This window comes from Bradyrhizobium sp. CB1015 (genome assembly GCF_025200925.1).
Lineage (GTDB): Bacteria > Pseudomonadota > Alphaproteobacteria > Rhizobiales > Xanthobacteraceae > Bradyrhizobium.
The window spans coordinates 4,955,254-4,976,887 of record NZ_CP104174.1 but is presented as its reverse complement, the minus strand read 5'-3'; the positions used below and the strand labels follow the sequence as shown (position 1 = coordinate 4,976,887).

At 62.0% G+C, this 21,634-nt stretch carries 18 protein-coding genes, 1 tRNA gene and 1 pseudogene; 16 read left to right on the top strand and 4 right to left on the bottom strand.

Features of this window, described 5'->3' with window-relative positions; genetic code table 11:
• Positions 1-13: 13 nt before the first annotated feature.
• From N2604_RS23090 to N2604_RS23045, 10 genes are all read left to right on the top strand, one after another.
• The gene (locus N2604_RS23090; protein WP_260370499.1) at positions 14-1,651 is read left to right on the top strand and encodes an ABC transporter substrate-binding protein; all 1,638 of its coding nucleotides are present in this window, start codon (positions 14-16) and stop codon (positions 1,649-1,651) included.
• A gap of 2 nt (positions 1,652-1,653) precedes the next feature.
• On the top strand, positions 1,654-2,637 hold the full coding sequence (locus N2604_RS23085; RefSeq protein WP_260370498.1) for an ABC transporter ATP-binding protein: 984 nt from the start codon (positions 1,654-1,656) through the stop codon (positions 2,635-2,637).
• Positions 2,634-3,620, top strand: coding sequence for an ABC transporter ATP-binding protein (locus N2604_RS23080; RefSeq protein ID WP_260370497.1), 987 nt, complete (start codon positions 2,634-2,636; stop codon positions 3,618-3,620). The genes N2604_RS23085 and N2604_RS23080 overlap by 4 nt, the downstream gene beginning before the upstream one ends.
• Positions 3,620-4,549, top strand: coding sequence for an ABC transporter permease (locus N2604_RS23075; RefSeq protein WP_260370496.1), 930 nt, complete (start codon positions 3,620-3,622; stop codon positions 4,547-4,549). Before N2604_RS23080 ends, N2604_RS23075 begins: the two co-directional genes overlap by 1 nt.
• On the top strand, positions 4,546-5,409 hold the full coding sequence (locus N2604_RS23070) for an ABC transporter permease (protein ID WP_260370495.1): 864 nt from the start codon (positions 4,546-4,548) through the stop codon (positions 5,407-5,409). The genes N2604_RS23075 and N2604_RS23070 overlap by 4 nt, the downstream gene beginning before the upstream one ends.
• Positions 5,410-5,710: 301 nt before the next feature.
• Positions 5,711-7,561, top strand: coding sequence for a dihydroxy-acid dehydratase (gene ilvD, locus N2604_RS23065; protein ID WP_260370494.1), 1,851 nt, complete (start codon positions 5,711-5,713; stop codon positions 7,559-7,561).
• Positions 7,562-7,958: 397 nt separating this feature from the next.
• Entirely contained in the window at positions 7,959-8,276 is a 318-nt protein-coding gene (locus N2604_RS23060; protein WP_260370493.1) for a hypothetical protein, read from the top strand.
• A gap of 316 nt (positions 8,277-8,592) precedes the next feature.
• Positions 8,593-8,916 carry a hypothetical protein gene (locus N2604_RS23055; protein WP_260370492.1) on the top strand — a complete coding sequence of 108 codons (324 nt, stop codon included), beginning with the start codon at positions 8,593-8,595 and terminating at the stop codon, positions 8,914-8,916.
• Positions 8,917-9,193: 277 nt separating this feature from the next.
• A tRNA-Ser gene (locus tag N2604_RS23050) sits at positions 9,194-9,283 on the top strand.
• Between the two features lie 161 nt (positions 9,284-9,444).
• Positions 9,445-10,674, top strand: a complete 1,230-nt coding sequence (locus tag N2604_RS23045) for a phage integrase central domain-containing protein (RefSeq protein ID WP_260370491.1) — start codon at positions 9,445-9,447, stop codon at positions 10,672-10,674.
• A gap of 202 nt (positions 10,675-10,876) precedes the next feature.
• Here N2604_RS23045 and N2604_RS23040 read toward each other — a convergent pair whose 3' ends face one another.
• A complete protein-coding gene (locus tag N2604_RS23040; protein ID WP_260370490.1) occupies positions 10,877-11,053 on the bottom strand; it encodes a hypothetical protein in 177 nt (58 codons plus the stop codon).
• Positions 11,054-12,067: 1,014 nt separating this feature from the next.
• Between N2604_RS23040 and N2604_RS23030 the strand changes: the two genes are divergently transcribed.
• From N2604_RS23030 to N2604_RS23020, 3 genes are all read left to right on the top strand, one after another.
• On the top strand, positions 12,068-12,274 hold the full coding sequence (locus tag N2604_RS23030; RefSeq protein ID WP_260370488.1) for a hypothetical protein: 207 nt from the start codon (positions 12,068-12,070) through the stop codon (positions 12,272-12,274).
• Positions 12,225-12,926: an RNA ligase family protein gene (locus tag N2604_RS23025; RefSeq protein WP_409241642.1), complete on the top strand. Its 702-nt coding sequence runs from the start codon at positions 12,225-12,227 to the stop codon at positions 12,924-12,926. The genes N2604_RS23030 and N2604_RS23025 overlap by 50 nt, the downstream gene beginning before the upstream one ends.
• A gap of 247 nt (positions 12,927-13,173) precedes the next feature.
• Entirely contained in the window at positions 13,174-15,087 is a 1,914-nt protein-coding gene (locus N2604_RS23020) for an adenylate/guanylate cyclase domain-containing protein (protein WP_260370487.1), read from the top strand.
• A 350-nt stretch (positions 15,088-15,437) separates the two neighbouring features.
• On the opposite strand, the pseudogene N2604_RS23015 reads toward N2604_RS23020, so the two are convergent.
• Together N2604_RS23015 and N2604_RS23010 are read right to left on the bottom strand one after the other, a co-directional pair.
• Positions 15,438-16,883, bottom strand: a pseudogene (locus tag N2604_RS23015) (IS1182 family transposase).
• Positions 16,884-17,133: 250 nt separating this feature from the next.
• A complete protein-coding gene (locus N2604_RS23010) occupies positions 17,134-17,655 on the bottom strand; it encodes a hypothetical protein (protein ID WP_260370486.1) in 522 nt (173 codons plus the stop codon).
• A 264-nt stretch (positions 17,656-17,919) separates the two neighbouring features.
• Here N2604_RS23010 and N2604_RS23005 point away from each other — a divergent pair, with 264 nt between their 5' ends.
• Positions 17,920-18,168: a hypothetical protein gene (locus N2604_RS23005; protein WP_260370485.1), complete on the top strand. Its 249-nt coding sequence runs from the start codon at positions 17,920-17,922 to the stop codon at positions 18,166-18,168.
• Positions 18,169-19,120: 952 nt separating this feature from the next.
• On the top strand, positions 19,121-19,279 hold the full coding sequence (locus N2604_RS23000; protein WP_260370484.1) for a hypothetical protein: 159 nt from the start codon (positions 19,121-19,123) through the stop codon (positions 19,277-19,279).
• A 97-nt stretch (positions 19,280-19,376) separates the two neighbouring features.
• Here N2604_RS23000 and N2604_RS22995 read toward each other — a convergent pair whose 3' ends face one another.
• Positions 19,377-20,618, bottom strand: coding sequence for an adenylate/guanylate cyclase domain-containing protein (locus tag N2604_RS22995; RefSeq protein ID WP_409241641.1), 1,242 nt, complete (start codon positions 20,616-20,618; stop codon positions 19,377-19,379).
• On the opposite strand from N2604_RS22995, the gene N2604_RS22990 reads away from it, so the two are divergent.
• Complete coding sequence (locus N2604_RS22990) at positions 20,503-21,483, top strand: C13 family peptidase (protein ID WP_260370482.1); 981 nt, start codon at positions 20,503-20,505, stop codon at positions 21,481-21,483. The two genes, N2604_RS22995 and N2604_RS22990, sit on opposite strands and share 116 nt — an antisense overlap.
• The last annotated feature ends 151 nt before the right edge of the window (positions 21,484-21,634 follow it).

Sequence of the window (21,634 nt, the reverse complement as noted above, 5' to 3'; positions counted from 1 at the left end):
CAGGGTCACCATCATGAGCAAGCTCACCCGACGCACCATCCTGAAATCCGGCGGCGCTGCCGCAAGCACCTTGCTGCTGCCGCGTTTTGCCATCGCGCAAGCCGACAACCGTCCGTCGGTGACCATCGCGGTCCAGAAGGTCACCAATGCCAACGTGCTCGACGTGCTGCGCGAGCAGTCGAATGTGGGCGAGCGCGTGTTCTTCTCCTCGATCTGGGAAGGCCTGATCTCGAAGAACTGGCGCGGCAGCCTCGAAGCCGTGCCGGGCCTTGCCACCGAATGGCGCCGCATCGACGATCAGACCGTCGAGGTGAAGCTGCGCCAGGGCGTCAAGTTCCACAATGGCGACGAGCTGACGGCGGAAGACGTCGTCTTCACCTTCAGCCGCGAGCGCATGTTCGGCGAGACCGAGGCCAAGAACCGCTCCACCATCAAGGCGTTCGAGAAGATCCCGACGCCGCGCCCGGGCAAGGAGCTTCCGCCGGACGTTCCCGCGGTCGCCCGCCGCATCTGGCCGGACCTGGTGCGCGTCGATGCCGTCGACAAGTACACGGTGCGCTTCTACAACGCGACGCCCGACGTCACGATCGAGGGCCGGCTGTCGCGCTACGGCTCCGACATCATGAACCGCCGCGCCTGGGAAGAGTCCACCAGCTATCTCGACTGGGCGCGCAAACCCGTTACCACCGGTCCGTACAAGGTCGTCGAGCTCAAGCCCGACGTCTCGCTGACTCTGGAAGCCCACGACGAATATTGGGGCGGTCGTCCACCGCTCAAGCGCATCCGTTTCCTCGAAGTGCCTGAGGTCGCGAGCCGCATCAACGGCCTGCTCTCGGGCGAATACCAGTTCGCCTGCGACATCCCGCCGGACCAGATCGCCGGCATCGAGAAGAATGCCGCGTTCGAGGTGCAGGGCGGCACGATTCAGAATCACCGCCTCACCGTGTTCGACAAGAACCATGCCGTGCTCGCCAATCCGCTGGTCAGGCGCGCCTTCACCCATGCGATCGATCGCCAGGCGATCGTCGACAGCCTGTGGGCCGGGCGCACCCGCGTGCCGAAGGGGCTGCAATGGGAGTTCTACGGCGACATGTTCAACGCCGACTGGAGCGTGCCGGCCTATGATCCCAAGCTCGCGCAGGATCTGCTCAAGCAGGCCAATTACAAGGGCGACCCGATCCCGTACCGCCTGCTCAACAATTATTACACCAACCAGGTCGCCACCGCGCAGATCCTGGTCGAGATGTGGAAGTCGGTCGGCCTCAACGTGCAGATCGAGACCAAGGAGAACTGGTCGCAGATCATGGAGCGCGGGCCGACCCGCGCGGTGCGCGACTGGTCGAACTCGGCCGCCTTCAACGATCCGGTGTCGTCGCTGGTCGCCCAGCACGGCCCTAACGGCCAGCAGCAGCAGATCGGCGAATGGACCAATGTCGAGCTGAATACGCTCTCCGAATTCCTGGAGACGTCGACCGACCGCGCGGCGCGCAAGAAGGCGTTCCGCCGCATGCTGGAGATCGCCGAGCGCGAAGATCCCGCCTACACGGTGCTGCACCAGAACGCGACCTTCACGGCCAAGCCGAAATCGATCAAGTGGAAGGCGGCCCCCGCCTTCGCGATGGATTTCCGCGCCGGCAATTTCGAGGTCTGAAGGTGCCGCCGCTGGTCAGCATCGAGGGCTTGCACGTCGCCTTTGGCGGCGTGCCGGTCCTGCGCGGGGTCGATATTGCCTTGCAGAAGGGCGAGGCCGTCGGCCTCGTCGGCGAGTCCGGCTCCGGCAAGTCGGTGACGTGGCTCGCCGCACTCGGCCTGTTGCCGAGGCATGCGAAGGTCTCGGGCTCGGTGCGGCTCGACGGGCGCGAACTGCTGGGCGCGCCGGCCATCGAGCTCGATCAGGTCAGGGGCGGGCGCATCGCCATGATCTTCCAGGATCCGGCGAGCGCGCTCAACCCGGTGCTGACCATCCGCAAGCAGCTCTGCGAAGCGCTGGCGCTGCACCGCGATCTCCAAGGCAACGCCGTGAAGGCGGAGGCGCGGCGGCTGCTCGATCTCGTCGGCATCCCCGACGCAGGCCGGCGCCTCGAGGCCTATCCGCACGAATTCTCCGGCGGCCAGGTCCAGCGCATCATGATCGCGATGGCGCTGGCCGGGAATCCCGATCTCTTGATCGCGGACGAGCCGACCACCGCGCTCGATGCCACCATCCAGGCCCAGATCCTGGAGCTGCTCTCCACGGTCCGCCGCGAGCTCGGCATGGCGATGGTGCTGATCAGCCACGATCTCGGCGTCGTCGCGGAGAATTGCGACCGTGTTGCGGTGATGTATGCCGGCCGCATCGTCGAGCAGGCCCCGAGCAACCAGCTGTTCGCCGATCCCGTGCATCCCTATGCGCAAGGATTGATCGGCGCGCTGCCGCCGCTCGATGGTCCGCGCCGGCGCCTCACCGCCATCCCCGGCACGGTGCCGGATCCCGCGCACATGCCCGGCGGCTGCGCCTTCGCGCCGCGGTGCGCGCTGGTTGCTGAAGCATGCGTCCTTGCGGCGCCGAGCCTCGCGCCGATCGCCGATGATCGCAGCGTCGCCTGCGTCCGCGCCGAGGCCTCGCGCCGCGCGCTGCTCGGGATTGCCGCCGAATGAGTCCGCCGCTCGTCGAGGTCTCCGCGATCTCGCGCACCTATGCGATGCGCTCTGGAATGTTCGGGCGAGCTGCGGCCGTCCATGCCGTCGACGGCGTGTCGCTCACGATTGCCAGAGGCCAGACGCTGGGTCTCGTCGGCGAGTCCGGGTCGGGTAAATCCACCACGGGCCGCATCGTGCTCGGCCTCGAACAGCCTGATAGCGGCGAGGTGCGGTTCGACGGCAAGCCGATGGCCGCGCTTGGGACGACGGCGTGGCGTGCGCAGCGCGCGCGGATGCAGATGATCTTCCAGGATCCGCTGGGTGCGCTCGACCGCCGGCTGCCGGTCGCGACGCAGATCCGCGAGCCGCTCGACATTCACGGCCTCGGCACGCCCGCGATGCGCGAGGAGCGCGTCCGCGAGCTGCTGCGCGCCGTCGAGCTCACGCCGGCGCATGGCGCGCGCTATCCCGGCGCGCTCTCCGGCGGCCAGCGGCAGCGCATCGTGCTGGCGCGGGCGCTCGCCACGAAGCCGGATTTCCTGGTCTGCGACGAGCCGGTCAGCGCGCTCGACGTCTCGATCCAGGCGCAGGTGGTGAACCTGCTTTGCGATCTCCAGGCGCAGCTGTCGCTGACGCTGCTGTTCATCAGCCACGATCTGCGCGTCGTCCGGCAGATCAGCAACGTCGTCGCCGTGATGTATCTCGGCCGCATCGTCGAGATCGGCAGCGCCGACGATCTGTTCGCGCGGCCCGAGCATCCCTACACCCAGGCGCTGGTCTCGGCCTCGCCCGCGCCGGGCCGCCGCAGCGCCGGCCGCATCGTGCTGTCAGGCGATCCGCCGAACCCGGCCGCGCGCCCCACGGGCTGCGCCTTCCATCCGCGCTGCCCGCGCGCCATTGCGCGCTGTGCGAGCGAGGTGCCGGTGCTGTCCGCCGTCGGCGGCGACAGGCAGGTCGCCTGCCATCTCGTCACCGGCGCTGCGACACGGGACGCCGCGTGATGGGACGTTATTTCGCCATTCGGATCGGACGCGCCGCGCTCACGATCGTGCTCGTCGTCACCTTCGCCTTCGTCGTGTTGCGGCTGTCAGGCGATCCCGCGCTGATGATCCTGGGGCCCGAGGCGCCGCCGGAGGTGCTGGCGGCATTCCGCAAGGCGTGGGGCCTCGATGATCCCATTTGGGCTCAATATTTCGACTATTTCGGCGCCATCGCCAAGGGCGAGCTCGGCCGCTCCATGCGCGACGGCCGGCCCGCGATCGAGCTGGTGCTGGAACGCATTCCGGCGACGCTGGCGCTGACCCTGCCGGCCTTCTTCTTCAAGGTCGCGCTCGGCATTCCAGCCGGGATCTACGCCGCACTGCACCGCGGCTCGGCAATCGACCGCGCCGTGATGATGACGGCGGTCGCCGGCTTTACGGTCCCGAGCTTCGTGCTTGCACTTATCCTGGTGCTCGTCTTCGCCGTGCAGCTCGGCTGGCTGCCTTCGGGCGGGCAGGACAGCTGGCGCCATGCCATCCTGCCGATCGCAACGCTCAGCCTCGGCGGCGCGGCGGTGCTGGCGCGCTTCACCCGCAGCGCCATGCTGGAGGTGCTCGGCCAACCTTACATCCGCACCGCATCCGCAAAAGGCGTGCCCTGGCGCAAGGTGGTGACGTCGCATGCGCTGCCGAACGCGGCGATCCCGACCGTGACCATTCTCGGCTTCATGGTGGGCACGCTGATCGCCGGTGCCGTCGTGGTCGAGAGCGTGTTCGCCTGGCCGGGAGTAGGGCGTCTTCTTGTCGTTGCGGTTGCCAATCGCGACCTTGCGGTCGTGCAATGCATCCTGCTGCTGGTTGCGATGACCATGGTGACGTCGAACCTAGTCGTCGATTTCCTCTACGGCTTCCTCGACCCGCGCCTGCGCAGCAAGGGAGCGCACGCATGACCGACGCCACGCTGAAGGAAGCCAAAGCGTTTTCACGCCGCATCAGCCTGCCGGCGATTCCGGTCTCGGTCGCGCTGGCGGTCACCTGGATCGTCGCGATGCTGCTGATCGCGGCCTTTGCGGAGAAGATCGCGCCTTACGGCTTCACCCAGCTCGACCTGCGCAACCGGCTGGCTGCGCCCGGCAATGCCGCGCACTGGCTCGGCACCGACGAGCTCGGCCGGGACGTGCTGTCGCGGCTGCTCGTTTCCATCCGCATCTCGCTGCTGATCGCGTTCGGCGCCACAGCGATCTCGGCCGTGGTCGGCACCACGCTCGGCTTCCTCGCCGCGCACTTCCGCGGCGCCGTGGAGCAGCTCGTGCTGATGCTGTCCGACTTCCAGGCCAGCATGCCGTTCCTGATCATGGCGCTGGCCGTGCTCGCCTTCTTCGGCAACTCGCTGCCGCTTTTGGTCGGCCTGATGGGCCTGTTCGGCTGGGAACGCTATGCCCGCATCGCGCGGGGCCTAGCCATCTCCGCCAACGCGCAAGGCTACGCCGCCGCGGTCCGCCAGTTAGGGGCGACGCCGTCGCGGATTTACCTCCGGCACATCCTGCCCAACATCGCCTCGACCCTGATCGTCTCGACCACGCTGGTCTTCCCCGAGGTGATCCTGATGGAATCCGGCCTGTCCTTCCTCGGCCTCGGCGTGCAGCCGCCGATGACCAGCCTCGGCAATATGGTCGGCTATGGCCGCGAATATCTGACCCGGGCCCCGTGGATCATGCTGGCGCCGGCCACCACCATCGTCGTCACCACGCTGGCCGTCTCCGTGATCGGCGACTGGCTGCGCGACCGGCTCGATCCGACGCTGCAATAGGGGGCAGGTCTCGTGTCCCGGACGCGCGTAGCGCGAGCCGGGACCCAGGAGGCCACAGCCCTCGCTGCCACATGGGCCCCGGCTCTGCAGCGCACCGTCGCGCCGGACGATGCTTCGCATCGCCGGGCTAACGCTGCGCTGCGTCCGGGGCACGTGCGAGCCTCCGCGCCGGGAGCAGGGGAGCCCTGTCCGCCCCAAGTTCCCGTTGCGCCCGCCGGGTCGGTGCGCTATCCGGCCCGAAAGGCCTGGGGCGGCTCCATATTTTCCCGCCCGGCCCCCAAACCCGAGGACGGAAACCGCCATGCCAGCCTATCGCTCCCGCACCACCACGCACGGCCGCAACATGGCGGGCGCCCGCGGCCTCTGGCGCGCGACCGGCATGAAGGATGCCGATTTCGGCAAGCCGATCATCGCGGTGGTCAACTCCTTCACCCAGTTCGTGCCCGGCCACGTCCATCTGAAGGACCTCGGCCAGCTCGTGGCACGCGAGATCGAGCAGGCCGGCGGTGTCGCCAAGGAGTTCAACACCATCGCCGTCGACGACGGCATCGCCATGGGCCATGACGGCATGCTCTACAGCCTGCCGTCGCGCGAGCTGATCGCCGACAGCGTCGAGTACATGGCCAACGCACATTGCGCCGACGGCCTCGTCTGCATCTCCAACTGCGACAAGATCACGCCCGGCATGCTGATGGCAGCGCTCAGGCTCAACATCCCCGCCGTGTTCGTCTCGGGCGGGCCGATGGAGGCCGGCAAGGTCAAGCTGGCCGGCAAGACCAAGGCGGTCGACCTCATCGACGCCATGGTCGCCGCGGCCGATAGCAAGGTCAGCGACGACGACGTCAAGGTGATCGAGCGCTCGGCGTGCCCGACCTGCGGCTCCTGCTCGGGCATGTTCACCGCCAATTCCATGAACTGCCTGACCGAGGCGCTGGGCCTCGCGCTGCCCGGCAACGGCTCGGTGGTCGCAACCCACGCCGACCGCAAGCGCCTGTTCGTCGAGGCCGGCCACACGATCGTCGATCTGGTCCGCCGCTATTACGAGCAGGACGACGCGAGCGTGCTCCCGCGCAACATCGCAAACTTCAAGGCGTTCGAGAACGCGATGACGCTCGACATCGCCATGGGCGGCTCGACCAACACCGTGCTGCATCTGCTCGCCGCCGCCCATGAAGGGCAGGTCGAGTTCACCATGCGCGACATCGACCGGCTCTCGCGCCGCGTGCCCGTGCTCTGCAAGGTCGCGCCGTCGGTTGCCGACGTGCATGTCGAGGACGTGCATCGCGCCGGCGGCATCATGGGCATCCTCGGCGAGCTCGATCGCGCCGGCCTGATCGACACCTCGGTCTCGACCGTGCACGCGCCGACCATGAACGAGGCGCTGGAGCGCTGGGACATCAAGCGCACCAAGAGCGAGACGGTGCGCACCTTCTATCGCGCCTCGCCCGGCGGCATCCCGACGCAAGTCGCCTTCAGCCAGGAGCGCCGCTATGACGAGCTCGATGCCGACCGCGAGAAGGGCGTCGTGCGCGATCTTGAGCACGCCTTCAGCAAGGACGGCGGCCTCGCCGTGCTCTACGGCAATCTCGCGCAGGACGGCTGTATCGTTAAGACCGCCGGTGTCGATGCCTCGATCCTGAAATTCTCCGGCCCCGCGCGCGTGTTCGAAAGCCAGGACGCGGCGGTCGAAGGCATTCTGGGCGGCAAGGTCGTCGCCGGCGAGGTCGTCGTGGTGCGCTATGAAGGCCCGCGCGGCGGCCCCGGCATGCAGGAGATGCTGTATCCGACCAGCTATTTGAAATCGATGGGCCTCGGCAAGGCCTGCGCGCTCGTCACCGACGGCCGCTTCTCCGGCGGCTCGTCGGGCCTGTCGATCGGCCATCTGTCGCCGGAAGCCGCCGAAGGCGGCAACATCGGTCTCGTGCGCGACGGCGACCGCATTGCCATCGACATCCCGAACCGCAGCATCAGCCTCGAAGTCTCAGACGAGGAGCTCGCCAAGCGCCGCGCTGCGGAGGAGGCGAAGGGCGATGCCTCCTGGCAGCCGGCCAATCGCAAGCGCAACGTCTCCACCGCGCTGCAGGCCTACGCCGCGCTCACCACCAGCGCCGCGCGCGGCGCGGTGCGCGAGGTGAAGCGGCGCGCGAAGTAGGCGCCTGATCGGCACCACAAGGCTGGATCGACGATCTTCGGAACGACGCGCGGCTCCGCGCGAGCGCGCGGATGCGCCGTTGCAGGAAACGCGAAGCCGAAACGGAGATTCGGAAAGAACGGCTCCCGCCTCCCCGGGGGGCGTGGGCTGGTTGGGGTGGGGAGCGGGAGCCGTTTGCGAAGTGGGCACCCGACGCGCGGGCTCGCCCGCCAGGCACCATCAACCTAGTGCATTTATCCACATTTCGCTATTTAATTTTTAATTTTGTTTTTATTTTTTATTTAATCGTGCCATCCTAAGAAAATCGTCGAAATCCCTCTTTTCCGAATTCGGCCGAGGCGGTCGCCGTATCGAGATCCGTCCGCACAAGTCCGGATTTCAAGTAGCGGAGTTAGCCATGAGTCATTCTCCATCGCTCGTGCCGCAAATCACGACAGACCGGGACGTCTATCTCGTGCTCGACGACTTCGGCCGCCGGCTGGGCAGGGCCTGGTGCGAGACGGCCGAGGAGGACGCCAATCGCGCGACCCTGCTCAGACATCTCGCCGAAGGGCAGTATCTCCATCCCACACGTATCGTGGCCTTCAATACCGCGGAGGGATGGTCGCGGGATGCTACCGCCGAAATTGCCGATGAGCTGCGCCGCCGCTTCGTCGAGTTCGAGGAGACTGATCCCTCGCTGCTGGAGTTCCTGGAAAGAGCAGCGAGGCGTTGAAGCTCGACTGTCGAAGGCGGATGAACGCTGCAAATTGTGCTCGAACCAGTACCGCGTCGATGTCCGATATTGCACTCGCTGTTATGCGTATCCCGGCGCAAACATCCCGCGCGTTAATGCGCGTGGTCAATGAGTTCTTACCGCTCCGCCGCGATCGGCCGTTCGCATTAAGGATGCCCCGACGAAGTTCGGCAAAGCAAGGTTTTGCGGCGTATACTTCCGCGACCTTCGCAAATCCATTTCGGGCAACTGGGGCGCCACCGCAATGTCTCGTACTCTCGCTGTTGTCTTCTCCACGGCCGTCGCCGCGATTTCCATGACGGGCACAGCCTCCGCCGGCTGCTACAATTGCTACACGCCGCCGCCGTGCACGACCTGCTATCAGCAGCAATACGTGCCGCCGCAATACCGCACCATCGATGAGACCGTGATGGTCTCGCCTGGCTCCGTCGTCGCGCATCGCACGCCGGCGCAGTACCGCACCGTGATGGTGCCGCAGACAGTGATGGTGGCGCCGCCGAGCGTCCAGTACGAGCGCATCCCGCCGCAATACGCCACCCGTCAGCGCGTCGAGATGGTCTCGCCCGGCTATTCCTATTACGCCCCCGTGCAGATGAACTGCGCGTCCTGCGGCTACTGACGCCAGGCAAGAGAACCGGCTTCGAGCGGCGTTCCCCACGGAGCGCCGTTTGCTTTTGGGGAAGCGCAAACGAGGCCCGGGTATGGAGACCAATCCAGCCGGGCCTCGCAACCAGCGACGCCCCTGGGAGATGTCGCCAGTGTCCGGGATTTGCGAAGGGCACAGCCTAAGCGAACAGGCTGACGCTTGCCTGACAAACAAGCTTGAGGCGAGGGCGGGCCAACTTCGCGTTGCCTTGCGCGGGCGACTGGGTTAAGCGACAGCCATTCCAGGCTCAGGAAGGGTGGCCGAGTGGTTTAAGGCACCGGTCTTGAAAACCGGCGTGCCCGCAAGGGTACCGTGGGTTCGAATCCCACCCCTTCCGCCAGTATATTGTTCGCCACTGTTCGTGGTCGTTCGAACTCCACAGCAAAATCAGTGACTTGTACCGAAAGACTGTACTTCGCAGTTCCTCGGTGTTCTTCCTAATCGGGTCACTGACCGTAGCTTAAGACCGTGGGTTCGGAGGACGTTTCTCTGGGAGGAACAATGGCTGGACGGCTCAAACCACTGGACGTAGAGCGCCTCATACAGCCCGGCAAATATGCAGACGGCGGCGGCCTCTACTTGATCGTCACGGGACCAACGTCGAAAAGCTGGTCGTATAGATATTGGAAAGACGGCAAAGAGCGGTGGCACGGTCTCGGTTCGTTGAAGGAGGTATCGCTAAAGGACGCGCGGCTTGCCCGGGATGCGGCTCGGCTGCGCGTCAAAGGTGATCGCAGCACGGCCGGTGTCGACATCGTCCAGGAACGGCGAAAAGCACGCGAAGAGACGAAAGCCGTCGTGGCCAAGGTGCTGTTGCCGACTTTCGAAGAATGCGCGGAAGCCTACATTCGGGCGAACTGGTCGACCTGGAGTGAGAAGCATCGCGACCAGTGGCCGTCCTCACTCAAGCGCTATGCCTACGCCACCATTGGCAAGCTGACGATCCCGGAGATTAAACCAAGCCACATCTACGATCTGCTGGAGCCAATCTGGGTGGAGAAGCGGGAGACTGCGAACCGCGTCCGCGGCCGGATCGAAACGATCATCGCAAAGAACGTCGATATCGATGATCCGGAGTTCCGCAATCCAGCCGAACTTACACGGCAAATGCGCGAGAAACTACCAAAGCGCTCCAAGCGAGTCGTCCGGCATCATCCCGCTTTGCCCTATGCCGAGGCACCGGCATTTTTGACGCTTCTTGCTGGCGCTCCGGGCCGAGCTGCTGCCATGTTGCGCTTCCTAATCTTCACGGCTTGCCGCACCAACGAGGCAGTCGAGGGGCGTTGGTCTGAGATCGATCGGCCAAACTCGACCTGGAAAATCCCGGGCGAGCGAATGAAGATGGACCAGGACCATTACGTTCCCTTGTCCGAACCCGCATTGGCGGTGCTTGACGAGCTGCGCGATGGACGCCAAGGCGAACTGATCTTCACTAGTTCTGATGGCGGAGCATTCTCCGAAAACGCAATGCTCGCAGTGCTTGATCGCCTAGGCTACGGACACGTGACGGTGCATGGCTTCCGCTCGACGTTTGCAACCTGGGCCGAGGAATGCACTGATTATCCTGACGGCGTTCGCGAGGCCGCTCTAGCCCACAAGTACAAGAGCGAGACTACCGCCGCCTATCAGCGGGGCCAAAAGCTGGAGAAGCGGCGGGGTTTGATGAAGGATTGGGCTGCATTCCTATCCGGCAGCAATGTGCTTCAAATAGCTGACCGGAGGGCAGGGTAATCCGACAAGATACCGGGTTTGCTTGCGTCGAGGCCCCGCTTTGGCGGGGTTTAAGCGGAATGTCCGAGTTGGTCACAAGCAGCGGTCGAAGTGAGCACGGCCCCGGGTCCGGTCTGCCGCCGATAGTCGACAATACAATGGTTTCAGCGTTGTTCGGCTGAGGGCTAAGACGTGCGCGTCGAGGTTGGAGTGGTGACCAGCCCTATTCCTTGGCGGGCAGGCTTTTTTGCTTCCCAATAAACGTCGAGGGAACGCTCTGTTGCAGTAGTGCTTCGGATTTTGCGAGCGCTTCTCTAGCCCGCGCGAGCAATTCGGCTTCCGGCGCTGCCATACGAAGATGGCGAGTGAGCAATTCTAATGTTTTGGAGAACTCGGACATAGCCGCTCCCTCAATGTCCAGGCGGGAGCGCTCTCGGTCTCTCAGCCACCGACGCCTACAGGGCAGAGCCTTGGCCGGTGATATCCGTAAACTACCACAAGCCGCTTTGGTTCAAAGGTGAACGTAGATTGGCCGCTTGATCGGGACCGTCCGAAGAATAACTCGTCTTTCTCATTTGGCGCAAAGCAAGACTTCTGCCGCTAGCCTAAGAATACTACAAGATCGGCGGGGTCTGCCCCGGCGAACGAAGCCACTCGTCCCAAAGAGCAGCGGTATCGGCCCCGCGCGCTCTCTTGAGGAGTTCTTCTCTTTCTGGACCGGGAGGATACGCACGAGCTTCCTCGCGGAGTTCACAAGCGAAATCGCTCAACCGATCTTGCAGAGAAGTGGTCTGCTTGAAACGCCGACGCCTCTTGCTCATTTGGTGTCTCCGTTTGACAAAATTATCGCGCAGAGCAAATGGCCCTGCGATAACTTTAGTTAATCGGAAAAGCGCATGTGGGCGCGCTTTGGCTCAATACCGGGCCTTGAGTTCAGCGGCGCCCGCGTCTGTTTTGGCTAAAGTGACAACAGCTCCGCCACCCGTATTTTTCCCGAGTGTTCGCCGGCCCGGCTTCGGATATGCGCTTGATCACTATGAAAGGGCTCAACAACGCCATTGCACCTCCTGCTTGCGACAGGTGCACCCGCGAAATGGTGCCGGTCGGCGCCTTGCGCGCAATCGCAGATCGGCTGGCTGTAAAGGTCTACAAGTGCCTTCCTTGCCAGCGGATCATCTCGGCGCCTGTGCGGGGAATAAGCGGCGCGCTTAACGGCGTCAAAGGGCCCCTCGGACCAGCCTGCCCTCCTACGAGGGCTGGAGGGGACAATAGGGGCAGGCGGTCCGACGGCTGGCGCGACAAGAAATGCGCCATGCAATTGGGATGCTACTCCACTTCTGTGATTTCACTGTGTTCACTTGTGAGCTGGAACGAGTATTTGTAATGTTCCCACAAGGGAACATCGAGGCCGCAAATGAAAGACATGCAGGCCCAGCTGGAGAAGCTTCGGCGAGACGCCGCTGAGTGCGCCCTTAGTCGAGATTTGGCAACCGACTCAAAAAAGCGCGAGTTGCTCGCCAGATTGGCCGAGCATCTTGCTGTGCTCGCATCGGCGGTGGAGCAAGCTATCGGTGAGCGCACGGGGAGCGAAATCGCTGCTGATCTGCCGCCAAGGCCGTAGAGCAGGCCGCAGCTTTCGACTTGCTCCATCCCGCATTCAGGCCGCGAATGCCTATTTTTCCCGAATGCGTACATTTGAGTTTTGCCTGCCGACCAAGGGCACTACGGTCCCGGACGGCGCCGATTGGCTGCATGAAGTAAAGTATGATGGTTATCGCCTCCGCTTGGAGCGAGATGGCGACCGCGTGCGTCTGATCACGCGCGGCGGCTACAATTGGGCCAGCCGTTATCCATGGATCGTGGAAGCCGCTCGTAAGGTCCGTCAGAAGCAATTCGTGCGCGACGGCGAAGCCGTCGTGCTGGGCGTCGATGGCATCTCAGATTTTAACGCGCTTCACTCGCGCAGGCACGATCACGAGGTGCAGTTCTGCGCCTTCGATATTCTTGCCGAAGGTGGTGACGACCTCCGCATGCTCCCCTTGTCGATGCGCAAGGCGAACTTGGAGCGCCTGTTGGCGCGGCGCCCTGAAGGCGTCTTCGTCAATCCCTTCGAGCGTGGCGAGCTTGGGCCTGACCTGTTTCGCGCTGCTTGCAAGCTAGGACTTGAAGGGCTGGTATCGAAGCGGCGGGACCGGCCGTATCAGGGCGGCAGGACCAAGCACTGGATCAAGGTGAAGAACCGGCAGCATCCGGCGATGGAGCGCGAGCTGTGAGCAGAGCGGCAGGTCCGATCTGCAACTAACAGCGGACCTCAACGGCCGATTGGACCACTTCGCCTTGGGGCCAGTCAGCGACGCAGGGAGATTCTCCCTAATGTCTCATCATAGTCCGAGCAAACTCAGTCAGCGCGGCTGACGTTTATGCTAGGCGATAGTAACCGTCAGCAGCATTTGGATGGACGTCGCACGATTGGCTCTGCCGTGCGATCCGTCGTACAAATGAGAGGCTGGAGTGCGGACCATGGTGCAGGAGCGAGCAGTCCGGGTCGAGCGCAGATTATCGGCGATATTGGCCGCGGATGTGGCCGGCTATTCGCGGCTCATGCACAATGACGAAGAGGCTACACATGCCAATTTGACGGCGCTTTTAGCGGACGCGGTTGCGCCGGCCATTGCCGAACACGATGGTCGTATCGTCAAAAATACCGGCGACGGCTTTCTGGCTGAATTTCCGAGCGCAGTCGAAGCGGTTCGAGCCGCGATACAATTCCAGACCGGGGTGAGGAAAGTTACAGGCGATGATCCAGAAGCCAAGCGCATTGCATTTCGTGTGGGAATTAACATCGGGGATGTAATTGTTGAGCCGAATGACATCTTTGGCGACGGCGTGAATATTGCGGCGCGGCTTGAGGGCATCGCGAAGCCCGGCGGCATCTGCATATCTTCCGCCGCCTACGATCAAGTCCGAGGCAAGGTCGGGGTTGGGTTCGCCGATCTGGGCGAGCAGAACCTCAAGAACATCGCCGTCCCAGTCCGCGCCTATGCTCTGCACCTCTCCGATACACCGCCCGCCGTTTCCTTCCTGAACATAGCTGGCGGCTTCCTGTTTGGTCTGCGGTCTGCGCGTGGGCTGCGGAAAGCTTGGATGACCCTACCAATAGCGCTTCTCCTGCTCATGGTTGGCGCTCTAGGTTATTGGTACATCCGTTGGGGCGAACCGCAGCGGTTGAACCATCGCCTATCGATTGTCGTGCTGCCGTTCACCAATTTGAGCAACGAAGCCGAACAAGAATACTTTGCGGAAGGTGTTGCTGACGATCTAAGCGCCGCTCTCTCTCGCATTGAGGACAGCTTCGTGATTGCGCCGAGTACAGCCCGCGCGTACAAGAACGTTGAACCAAAGCGCGCTGGCCGCGAACTCGGCGTCCGCTATGTCCTCGACGGTAGCTTGCGCAGAACGCAGTCAACTGTCCGGATCAATGCCCGGCTGATCGATACGCGGACCGGTGCACAGATCTGGTCGGAGAGCGTCGATGGTCAGTGGTCTAAATCGCTGCAGCTTCAGGACGTCATCACGGGTGGACTGGCGCGGCGACTTGATCTCGAACTGACCAACCAAGAAAGCCGCGACGCCGAGGTTGCGCGGCCCAACAATCCTGATGCGGTCGATCTTACCATGCGCGGCTGGGCCGTGCTCAATCGGCCATATTCGCGCGAACAGTTGCTCCAGTCCAATGCCCTCTTCGAGCGCGCACTCCAGATCGATCCCGCCTACCCTAAGGCCCTTGTAGGACTGGCGGATACTCTGGCGATGGCAGTCAACTATCGTTGGATCGATGCGCCTGCAGATAAGCTGCGGCGCGCCGAGAGTGCGGTAGACCAGGTTCTGTCCCAGTTTCCCAGTGACGCGATGGCACACTATGTAAAGGGCGAGATCCAACGGGCGAAGGGGAGGAACCTCGACGCTGCGGTCGGCGAGTACATGGCAGCAATCGGGATAAATCCCAGTCTCGCTCCGGCTCATGGCGCGCTCGGCGCTGCCAAGATACGCGTCGGCCGCTCTGCGGAGGCATTTGCCCCCCTCGATATGGCCATCCAGCTAAGCCCCCGGGATCCGCTCCTAAGCACGTGGTACTTCTACGTCTGCCATGCGCACAGTCATCTCGCCCAATATGATGAGGCGAAAGACTGGTGCAGTCGCTCGATCGCGGTGAATCCCTTTTGGATCGCCTACGCAGATCTTGCTGCCGCTAACGCACTGACGGGACATGAGCAAGAAGCCCACGCCGCCATCGCTGAACTTCGTCGGCTCAAGCCGAACTACACCCTCGCCCGTTGGTTGCAGGATGGATCTGAGTGGTCCGATAACGTCGTTTTCCTTGCCGAATTCCAGCGCATCGCCGAGGGTTTGCGTAAAGCAGGGCTTCCGGAGTGAAAGGAAGCACGGGCAAAGGACGAGCCTAGTCCTTTCGCGCCCCGCGTGCCGGATGAAGGCTCGCCGGGCCCCCGCTCCAGCCATGTTGGAAACAGCTGCGGAGTCTGGAATGGGTCAAAACGCGAAGAACTCAGATTGAGCAAATCTGGTCTGCTATAACCTGATTAGCGGACTGCGGCAGAGGAGGCGCAACTTCGCAGATGGGTCTTGGTTGTGTGGAAACGCATGGGTCGGACGCGGCGTGGTCGCCAAGTATTGCGCGCGGCCGGTGTTTGCGTGTCGGAGCGTCCAATAACCCGCCAAATTAGGTATCGCGACCGGGGATGCAATTTTGGACGCACTTCCCGCCGTCAGGCGGCGCGGATGGCTGCAATCAGGCTCGGTTTGCCGAGGACGTTCATCACCCGTGTGAGGTTATAGGCGAGAACATGCAGCGCCATCTCAGCAGCGACATTGCGCAGGCGCTTCATCAGGAAGTGGGTCGCACCCATACGGGCCTTGATCGTGCCGAAGGGATGCTCGACCGTCTCGCGCCGCGTCCGCATGGCGTCGGGATTGGAATCGAGCCGTCTCTGAACCTCCTCGACCACATGCTCATGCTCCCACCGCGTGATGCGGCGCTCCTTGGACGGCGTACATTGGCTCTTGATCGCGCAGCCCTGGCACGCCGCTGTCGACCAGTAACGGCGCAGCGTCATCCCATGCTCGATGTTGGTGTAGTGATAGGGCAGCAGCTGGCCCGATGGGCAGCGGTAGACGTCCTCATCAGGCAGGTACGCAAAGTCCTGTTTGCCGAACCGGCCCTCCGCCTTGGCGTTCGACGTCATAGGCTTGGGCAAGGTGACTGCAACGCCAGCCTCTTCGCAGGCTAATATCTCCTCTCCGTCGAAGTAGCCACGGTCAGCGACCGCCTCGAGTTTGTCTACTTCGAGCACTTCTTTGGCTTGCTTCGACATCCGGGCAAGCTGCCCACGATCGTTGCCGACGTTTATGACCTCGTGCGTAACAATCAGATGGTGTTCGGTGTCCACCGCGACCTAGACATTGTAGCCGACCACGCCCGATCCGCGTCCGCTGGTGGCCATCGAACGGGCATCCGGATCGGTGAGTGATATCTGTTGATCCGCCGTGTTGCGCATCCGCGCATCAAGCACTTCCAGGCGGCTCATCTCCTGCTTCAGCCGAGCGATCTTTTCCTTGATCCTCGTCGTCTTGATGCTGATCGCTTCCGATGGCTCCTGCCGATCGGCGCTATCGAGTTGACGCAGATATCGACCGACACTTTCCTCGATCTGCGCCATCCGCCTCGCCATCTTGGCGTGCGTGAAGTTACGGTCGCGGTTGTTAACCGCCTTGAACTTGCTGCCGTCGATTGCGACGCTTGGGGTCTGCAACAGGCCCATTTGCCGGCATAGTGCAATGAACTTCGCACAAACCTTCCGAAGCGCCGCTCCATTGTCCTTCCGGAAATCGGCGATCGTCTTATGATCGGGAGCCAGGCGGCCGATCAGCCACATAACTTCGACATTGCGGCACGCCTCACGTTCCAGTCGGCGGCTGGACTGCACCCGATTGAGATAACCGTAAATGTAAAGCTTCAGAAGGACTGCCGGATGATAGGAAGGCCGGCCCGTCTCCTTGGCGATCACACGCTCAAACCCCAGTCCATGCAGGTCGAGCGCCTCGACAAACACATCGATCACATGGACCGCGTTGTCCTCGCTTACCCAATCCTCCAAACATTCCGGCAAGAGCGTTAGCTGGGATCTGTCAGGGCCTTCAACGAAGCGTCCCATCCGTATCCCCCATCAGGAAACGGAGAAATCGTAGCTGACTCGTGGCTTTTCACACAGCCAGGGTCACAAGCAGCGGTCGAAGTGAGCACGGGACCCGGGTCCGGTCTGCCGCCGATAGCCGACAATACACTGGTTTCAGCGTTGTTCGGCTGAGGGCCATAGGCAGACATGAACCGATGCCTGCGGACACCCGGTTATTGCTCAAGTCCCTTTAGGCAGCAAGAACCGATAAGCAAGCCGGTGCGATTATTCAGCGCGCGCCAAAACTGGCGCGAGGCGAATTTGTATCATCAATTTGAGTGCCGCCGAAGCGCTTCGAGCGTGAAGCAGATGCCACGCGTGAGCTATCGCAAGGCGCAACAATGGCGGCGAGATCGCGACCTCGAAGGTACATCATTTTTGTCGTCAACCCGCCGCGCCGTGCGATCCAAGCGCGCACCGGAGCCGGATAGGTCGTCATTAGTTCTTGCGTCCCGGATGCGCTGACGACGCGTTTGCCGGAGTCATCGAACATCCATGCCGCATGAAAACCAAGCACCGCATCAGGGGTGGCGCAGACTCGGTCGCTCGGGACTAATCCGAGCACCATGGTGCAGGCCGAAACGCATTTGCCCGTAATGACGACGGACTCACCGGAGTCGCGCACATGTCGGAAGTGCGTCGCATAGTCCCGCATCTTACCGCCGATGTCGGCGCTGATAATTACGGTCGCGGAAGCCGATGTAACGCTTAGCGCCATCAAAACAACAGCAGCAATCAGGTGCGCTCGCATGTCCTTTTCCTCGGCAGTAGCGGATCAATCCCGCGCCATGCGTCGCAAGTCGCGTGCCACCAGCCGATGCCGTTTAGAAGGTCACCTAAAGGCGTGATCTGAATTAGTTTTCTTTTGAAGAGCGCCCCGCTTTCACAAGGGCAGGCAGGTAAGACGGTTCGCTGAGGCTAAAAAATAGGCACGCTCACAGCTCTTTGATGAAGATGAGTGCAGCAGGGGTGTAACCTGCCAGCAACACTTTGGAGTAAGTGCCGGAGGAAAATCATGACTATCAAATACGTCCTTGCCGTCGCACTCGTCACGCCATTCTTGACTGTGTCCAGCATGGCTCAGCAGTACCAAGGCGGCCCCAAATCGTCTGCCCCAATGACGCGGCAAAGCGGTGGCGATATCTATGCGCAAGGAATTGATGTTTACGCGCCGCGAAGCGACATCTACGCGCAGGGCGTCAGAACCGAAAAATCCCACGCTTATCGCGGTGGCCCAAAGACTGTCGTTCCGCACGGTAAATGAGAGGACTGCGCTTCGGGATCACGCTCTCTATGAGCGAGAGTGACGCGCCATGATGCAAGACATGATGGGCGGCGCCGGTATGTGGGGCATGGGCTTGATCGGCCTTTTGCTGGTGATCGTGCTGATCCTCGCGGCTGCCGCTCTTATTAAGTATCTGTTCAAGGAATAAGGCATCTCTGGATAGATTTCGGCGCTCGCCAGGACAAGCATTGCCCCTGGCCCGCGCCCGCAGCTTTCTAAGAAATTTGCGCTGCTCAAGAATGTTCTGGCGCACCATCGCTCGAAGCTCGTTGGCTCGCTTTTGCTTCGGAGCAGGAGCGTCTTCTCATTTGTGGGGAGGCTTTGTTGTTTTCCCAACAAACGTCGAGGGGGCGCTCTGTTGAAGCAGTGCTTCGGAGTTTTCGAGGGCCTCTCTCGCCCGGGCGATCAATTCGGCTTCCCGTGCTGCTATGCGAGAATGGCGGGCGAGCAGTTCTAACGTTTTGGAAAACTCGGACATAAGCCGCTCCCCTTGTTATGCAGGCGGGAGCGCAATCGGTCTCTCAGCCACCGGCGCCTACGGGCAGAGCCTTGGCCGGTGATATCGGTAAACTACCGCAAGTCGTTTTAGTTCAAAAGTGAACGTAGATCAGCGGCTGGCGTCGGACCACCCAAGGAATAACTCACCTTACTAATTTGGTGTGAAGTGAGAAACTTCTGATGCTGCGCATACGCGCGGGCGCTGTCTAAGTCTGCAATGGGTCAAAATGGGACGAACTCAGTCTGAGCAAATCCAGTCGCCTATGCGCCACTAACCGCAGGGCTAACCATGGATGCTTCGGCTCCACTCAGCGAAACGACGAGGCTCGGGAGTCGAAGCCGGCCGCATCAGGCGGCTCAAGGAAGCAGGGGCGGTCGTCATCCCAGCCGACTATCGCATCAGTCGCTGGCCTACGCGCCCGAGGCCATCACGATGGTCACCGCCGACCTCTACATGCCCACCAAGGGCGTGATCGACTCGGCCCGCGCCCAGTACGATGGCATTTCGATGCGATCGATCTCGGCCTATCTGCCGGGCTCCGACCAGGCCATCAACCGCGACGATGCGTCGTGTCGGGGATTGCATCGTTGATGGACCTCGATGAGGGGTGCCGCCACTTCGCTGATCCGCCAGAAGCGGGGGTGCCACGATCTCTGCTTTTGCGTCACTCGTGTCGCAGCAACAAGCGTCAAGCCGTGACCACCGGAGCGAAGGCGCCAGCCGATGCTTTGCGGCCAATCAAGAACCACGTCTGCATTTCGCCTTTTCCCTTGATATCGATTGGGCCGCGCCTCTCGAAGCTGAAGTCGTCCTTTAGGCCCTCGTATGCTTTGTCGGTAACTTGAATCTGGCCGGGAATACCCGTTGACTCCATACGCGAGGCCACGTTCACGGCATCGCCCCAAACGTCGTAGAAGAACTTTCGCGTACCAACCACGCCCGCTACAACAGGACCTGTGGCAACACCAATCCGCACCGGCACCGCACGACCCTTTCCATCAACGAGACCTGCCAAAGCCTCGCGCATATCGAGTGCTAACCCGGCGAGCGCGTGAAGGTGATCAGGTCTCCGTGCGGGCACTCCGCCAACAACCATGTAGGCGTCGCCGGAGGTCTTGATCTTTTCCAGCTCGTGCTGTTCGACCAGACCATCGAGTTGGGAAAATACGCGGTTCAAGAAGCTCACAAGGTCTTCCGGCGTTGTGTCGGCTGTACGGAGCGTGAAGCTTGCCATGTCGGCAAATAGGATGGACGCTTCGGCATAAGAGTCGGCGATGATCGTGCCCGGCCGTTCCTTCAATCGATCTGCGACCTTGGCTGGAAGAATGTTAGCCAGCAAGGCATCGGAGCGCTTACGCTCCCGTTCCGCAGCCTCTTCGGCTCGTTCCATTTGCCACACGGCATAAAAGATAATGCCGTAGAGGAGGGCTGAATTGAGAACGATGCTCGCGCTGAAATTTGTGAGAAAGAGCATCGAAGGCGAAACGAAGCCGGTATCGCGCGGCAAGCTTATTTCTACAAGCAAGATCAAAGCGACTGAGACGATCCCGAGTATGATGCTAATAAAATAACGCTCGGTCCCGATGATTAAGATACTCAGCGCGGTTGCAGTGAAATAGCCAATTTGCGTTGCTCCGCTCGTGCCAACCAGTGAAGTGACCCAGAGAATAACCGCATATGAGACGGCCACAAACGCGAGCGGTGCTGTAATCGGTCCATATCGATGAAGTTGGGGCATTGAAGCGTACGTTGTTGCCACGAGAATATCCGCGACACCGACCTTCCACTTCCCATCGACGAAGCGGACGAATGCCATGCTCGCTGGAATTAACGACGCAAGCCACACTGCGATGTTGAATCCGCGCAGCCGGCGAGCGACCTTTTCGGGATATCTTTCGGTGCCGTACCGAATGTTGGGGTGCCATGCCATTGCCGGTTGCTTTCATTATTGCGCCGCAACGTCATCCGGCAGTAGTTTACCTCATTGCGCGCATATCATCGAGACGGATGGCGCTTGCGGAAGCGGCGATCTCGAAACGAGGTTCGCGATGACCTCCAGGTGCTCGATCAGGCGGCTCGGCGCGCTGCTCTTCGCTTTTTTTCTGACCATCTGGCCGTTGGTTCCTCCGGTACGTGCTATTGAGGGCGCTGCGAAGGTTGGCGTAGTGTCCTTTGGCCTGTATGGGGATCAAAGCGTGTTTAGATCCGAGGCGACCGGCGCGGCTCAGGTCGTGGCCGACCGTTTCGAGACTGGACCGATCAACGTGGAGTACAATTCCAAGAAAGGCGGAAGCGCAACGATCGAAGCTCTGACCAAGTCGTTGCAGACGGCAGCCAACCGCTTGGATCCCGAGAAAGATGTTCTCTTTTTGATTCTCACCTCGCATGGCTCTCCTGATGGCCTTGCAATCAAGGCGGGGCGGCTGACAGAAACGCTTACACCATCTCGTCTCCGCGACATGCTCGCGAAGACAGGTGTGCGACACAAGGTGGTGGTCATCTCGGCTTGTTATTCGGGGGTTTTTATTCCGCGCCTGGCGACTCCCGATGTGCTGGTCATCACCGCGGCCGATGACAAGCATCCGTCGTTCGGCTGCCAGGACAAGGCCAAGTGGACCTATTTTGGGGACGCTTTTTTCAATGTCGCGCTCCGGAAAGCCGTCAGCCTGAAGGATGCGTTTCTCGATGCGCGCTCACTCGTCCGGAAGCGAGAATTGCGAGAACATTTCGAGCCGTCGAATCCCCTCATGGCGGGCGGTGCAGACGTGCTGCCATTGCTTGTCGGACGCCCTTGAACAACGGGCCGTGAGCGCAGAGGCTATTGCTCGCGGGCGCATCGCCGTTTCCGGTCGCCCCCGATAAGCAGACTATTTGGCTACCCGCTTAGACTTCGCATTCGGGCCCATGAGCCGACATCGCTCCAATCAGGCGGCGATACTTGTCAGG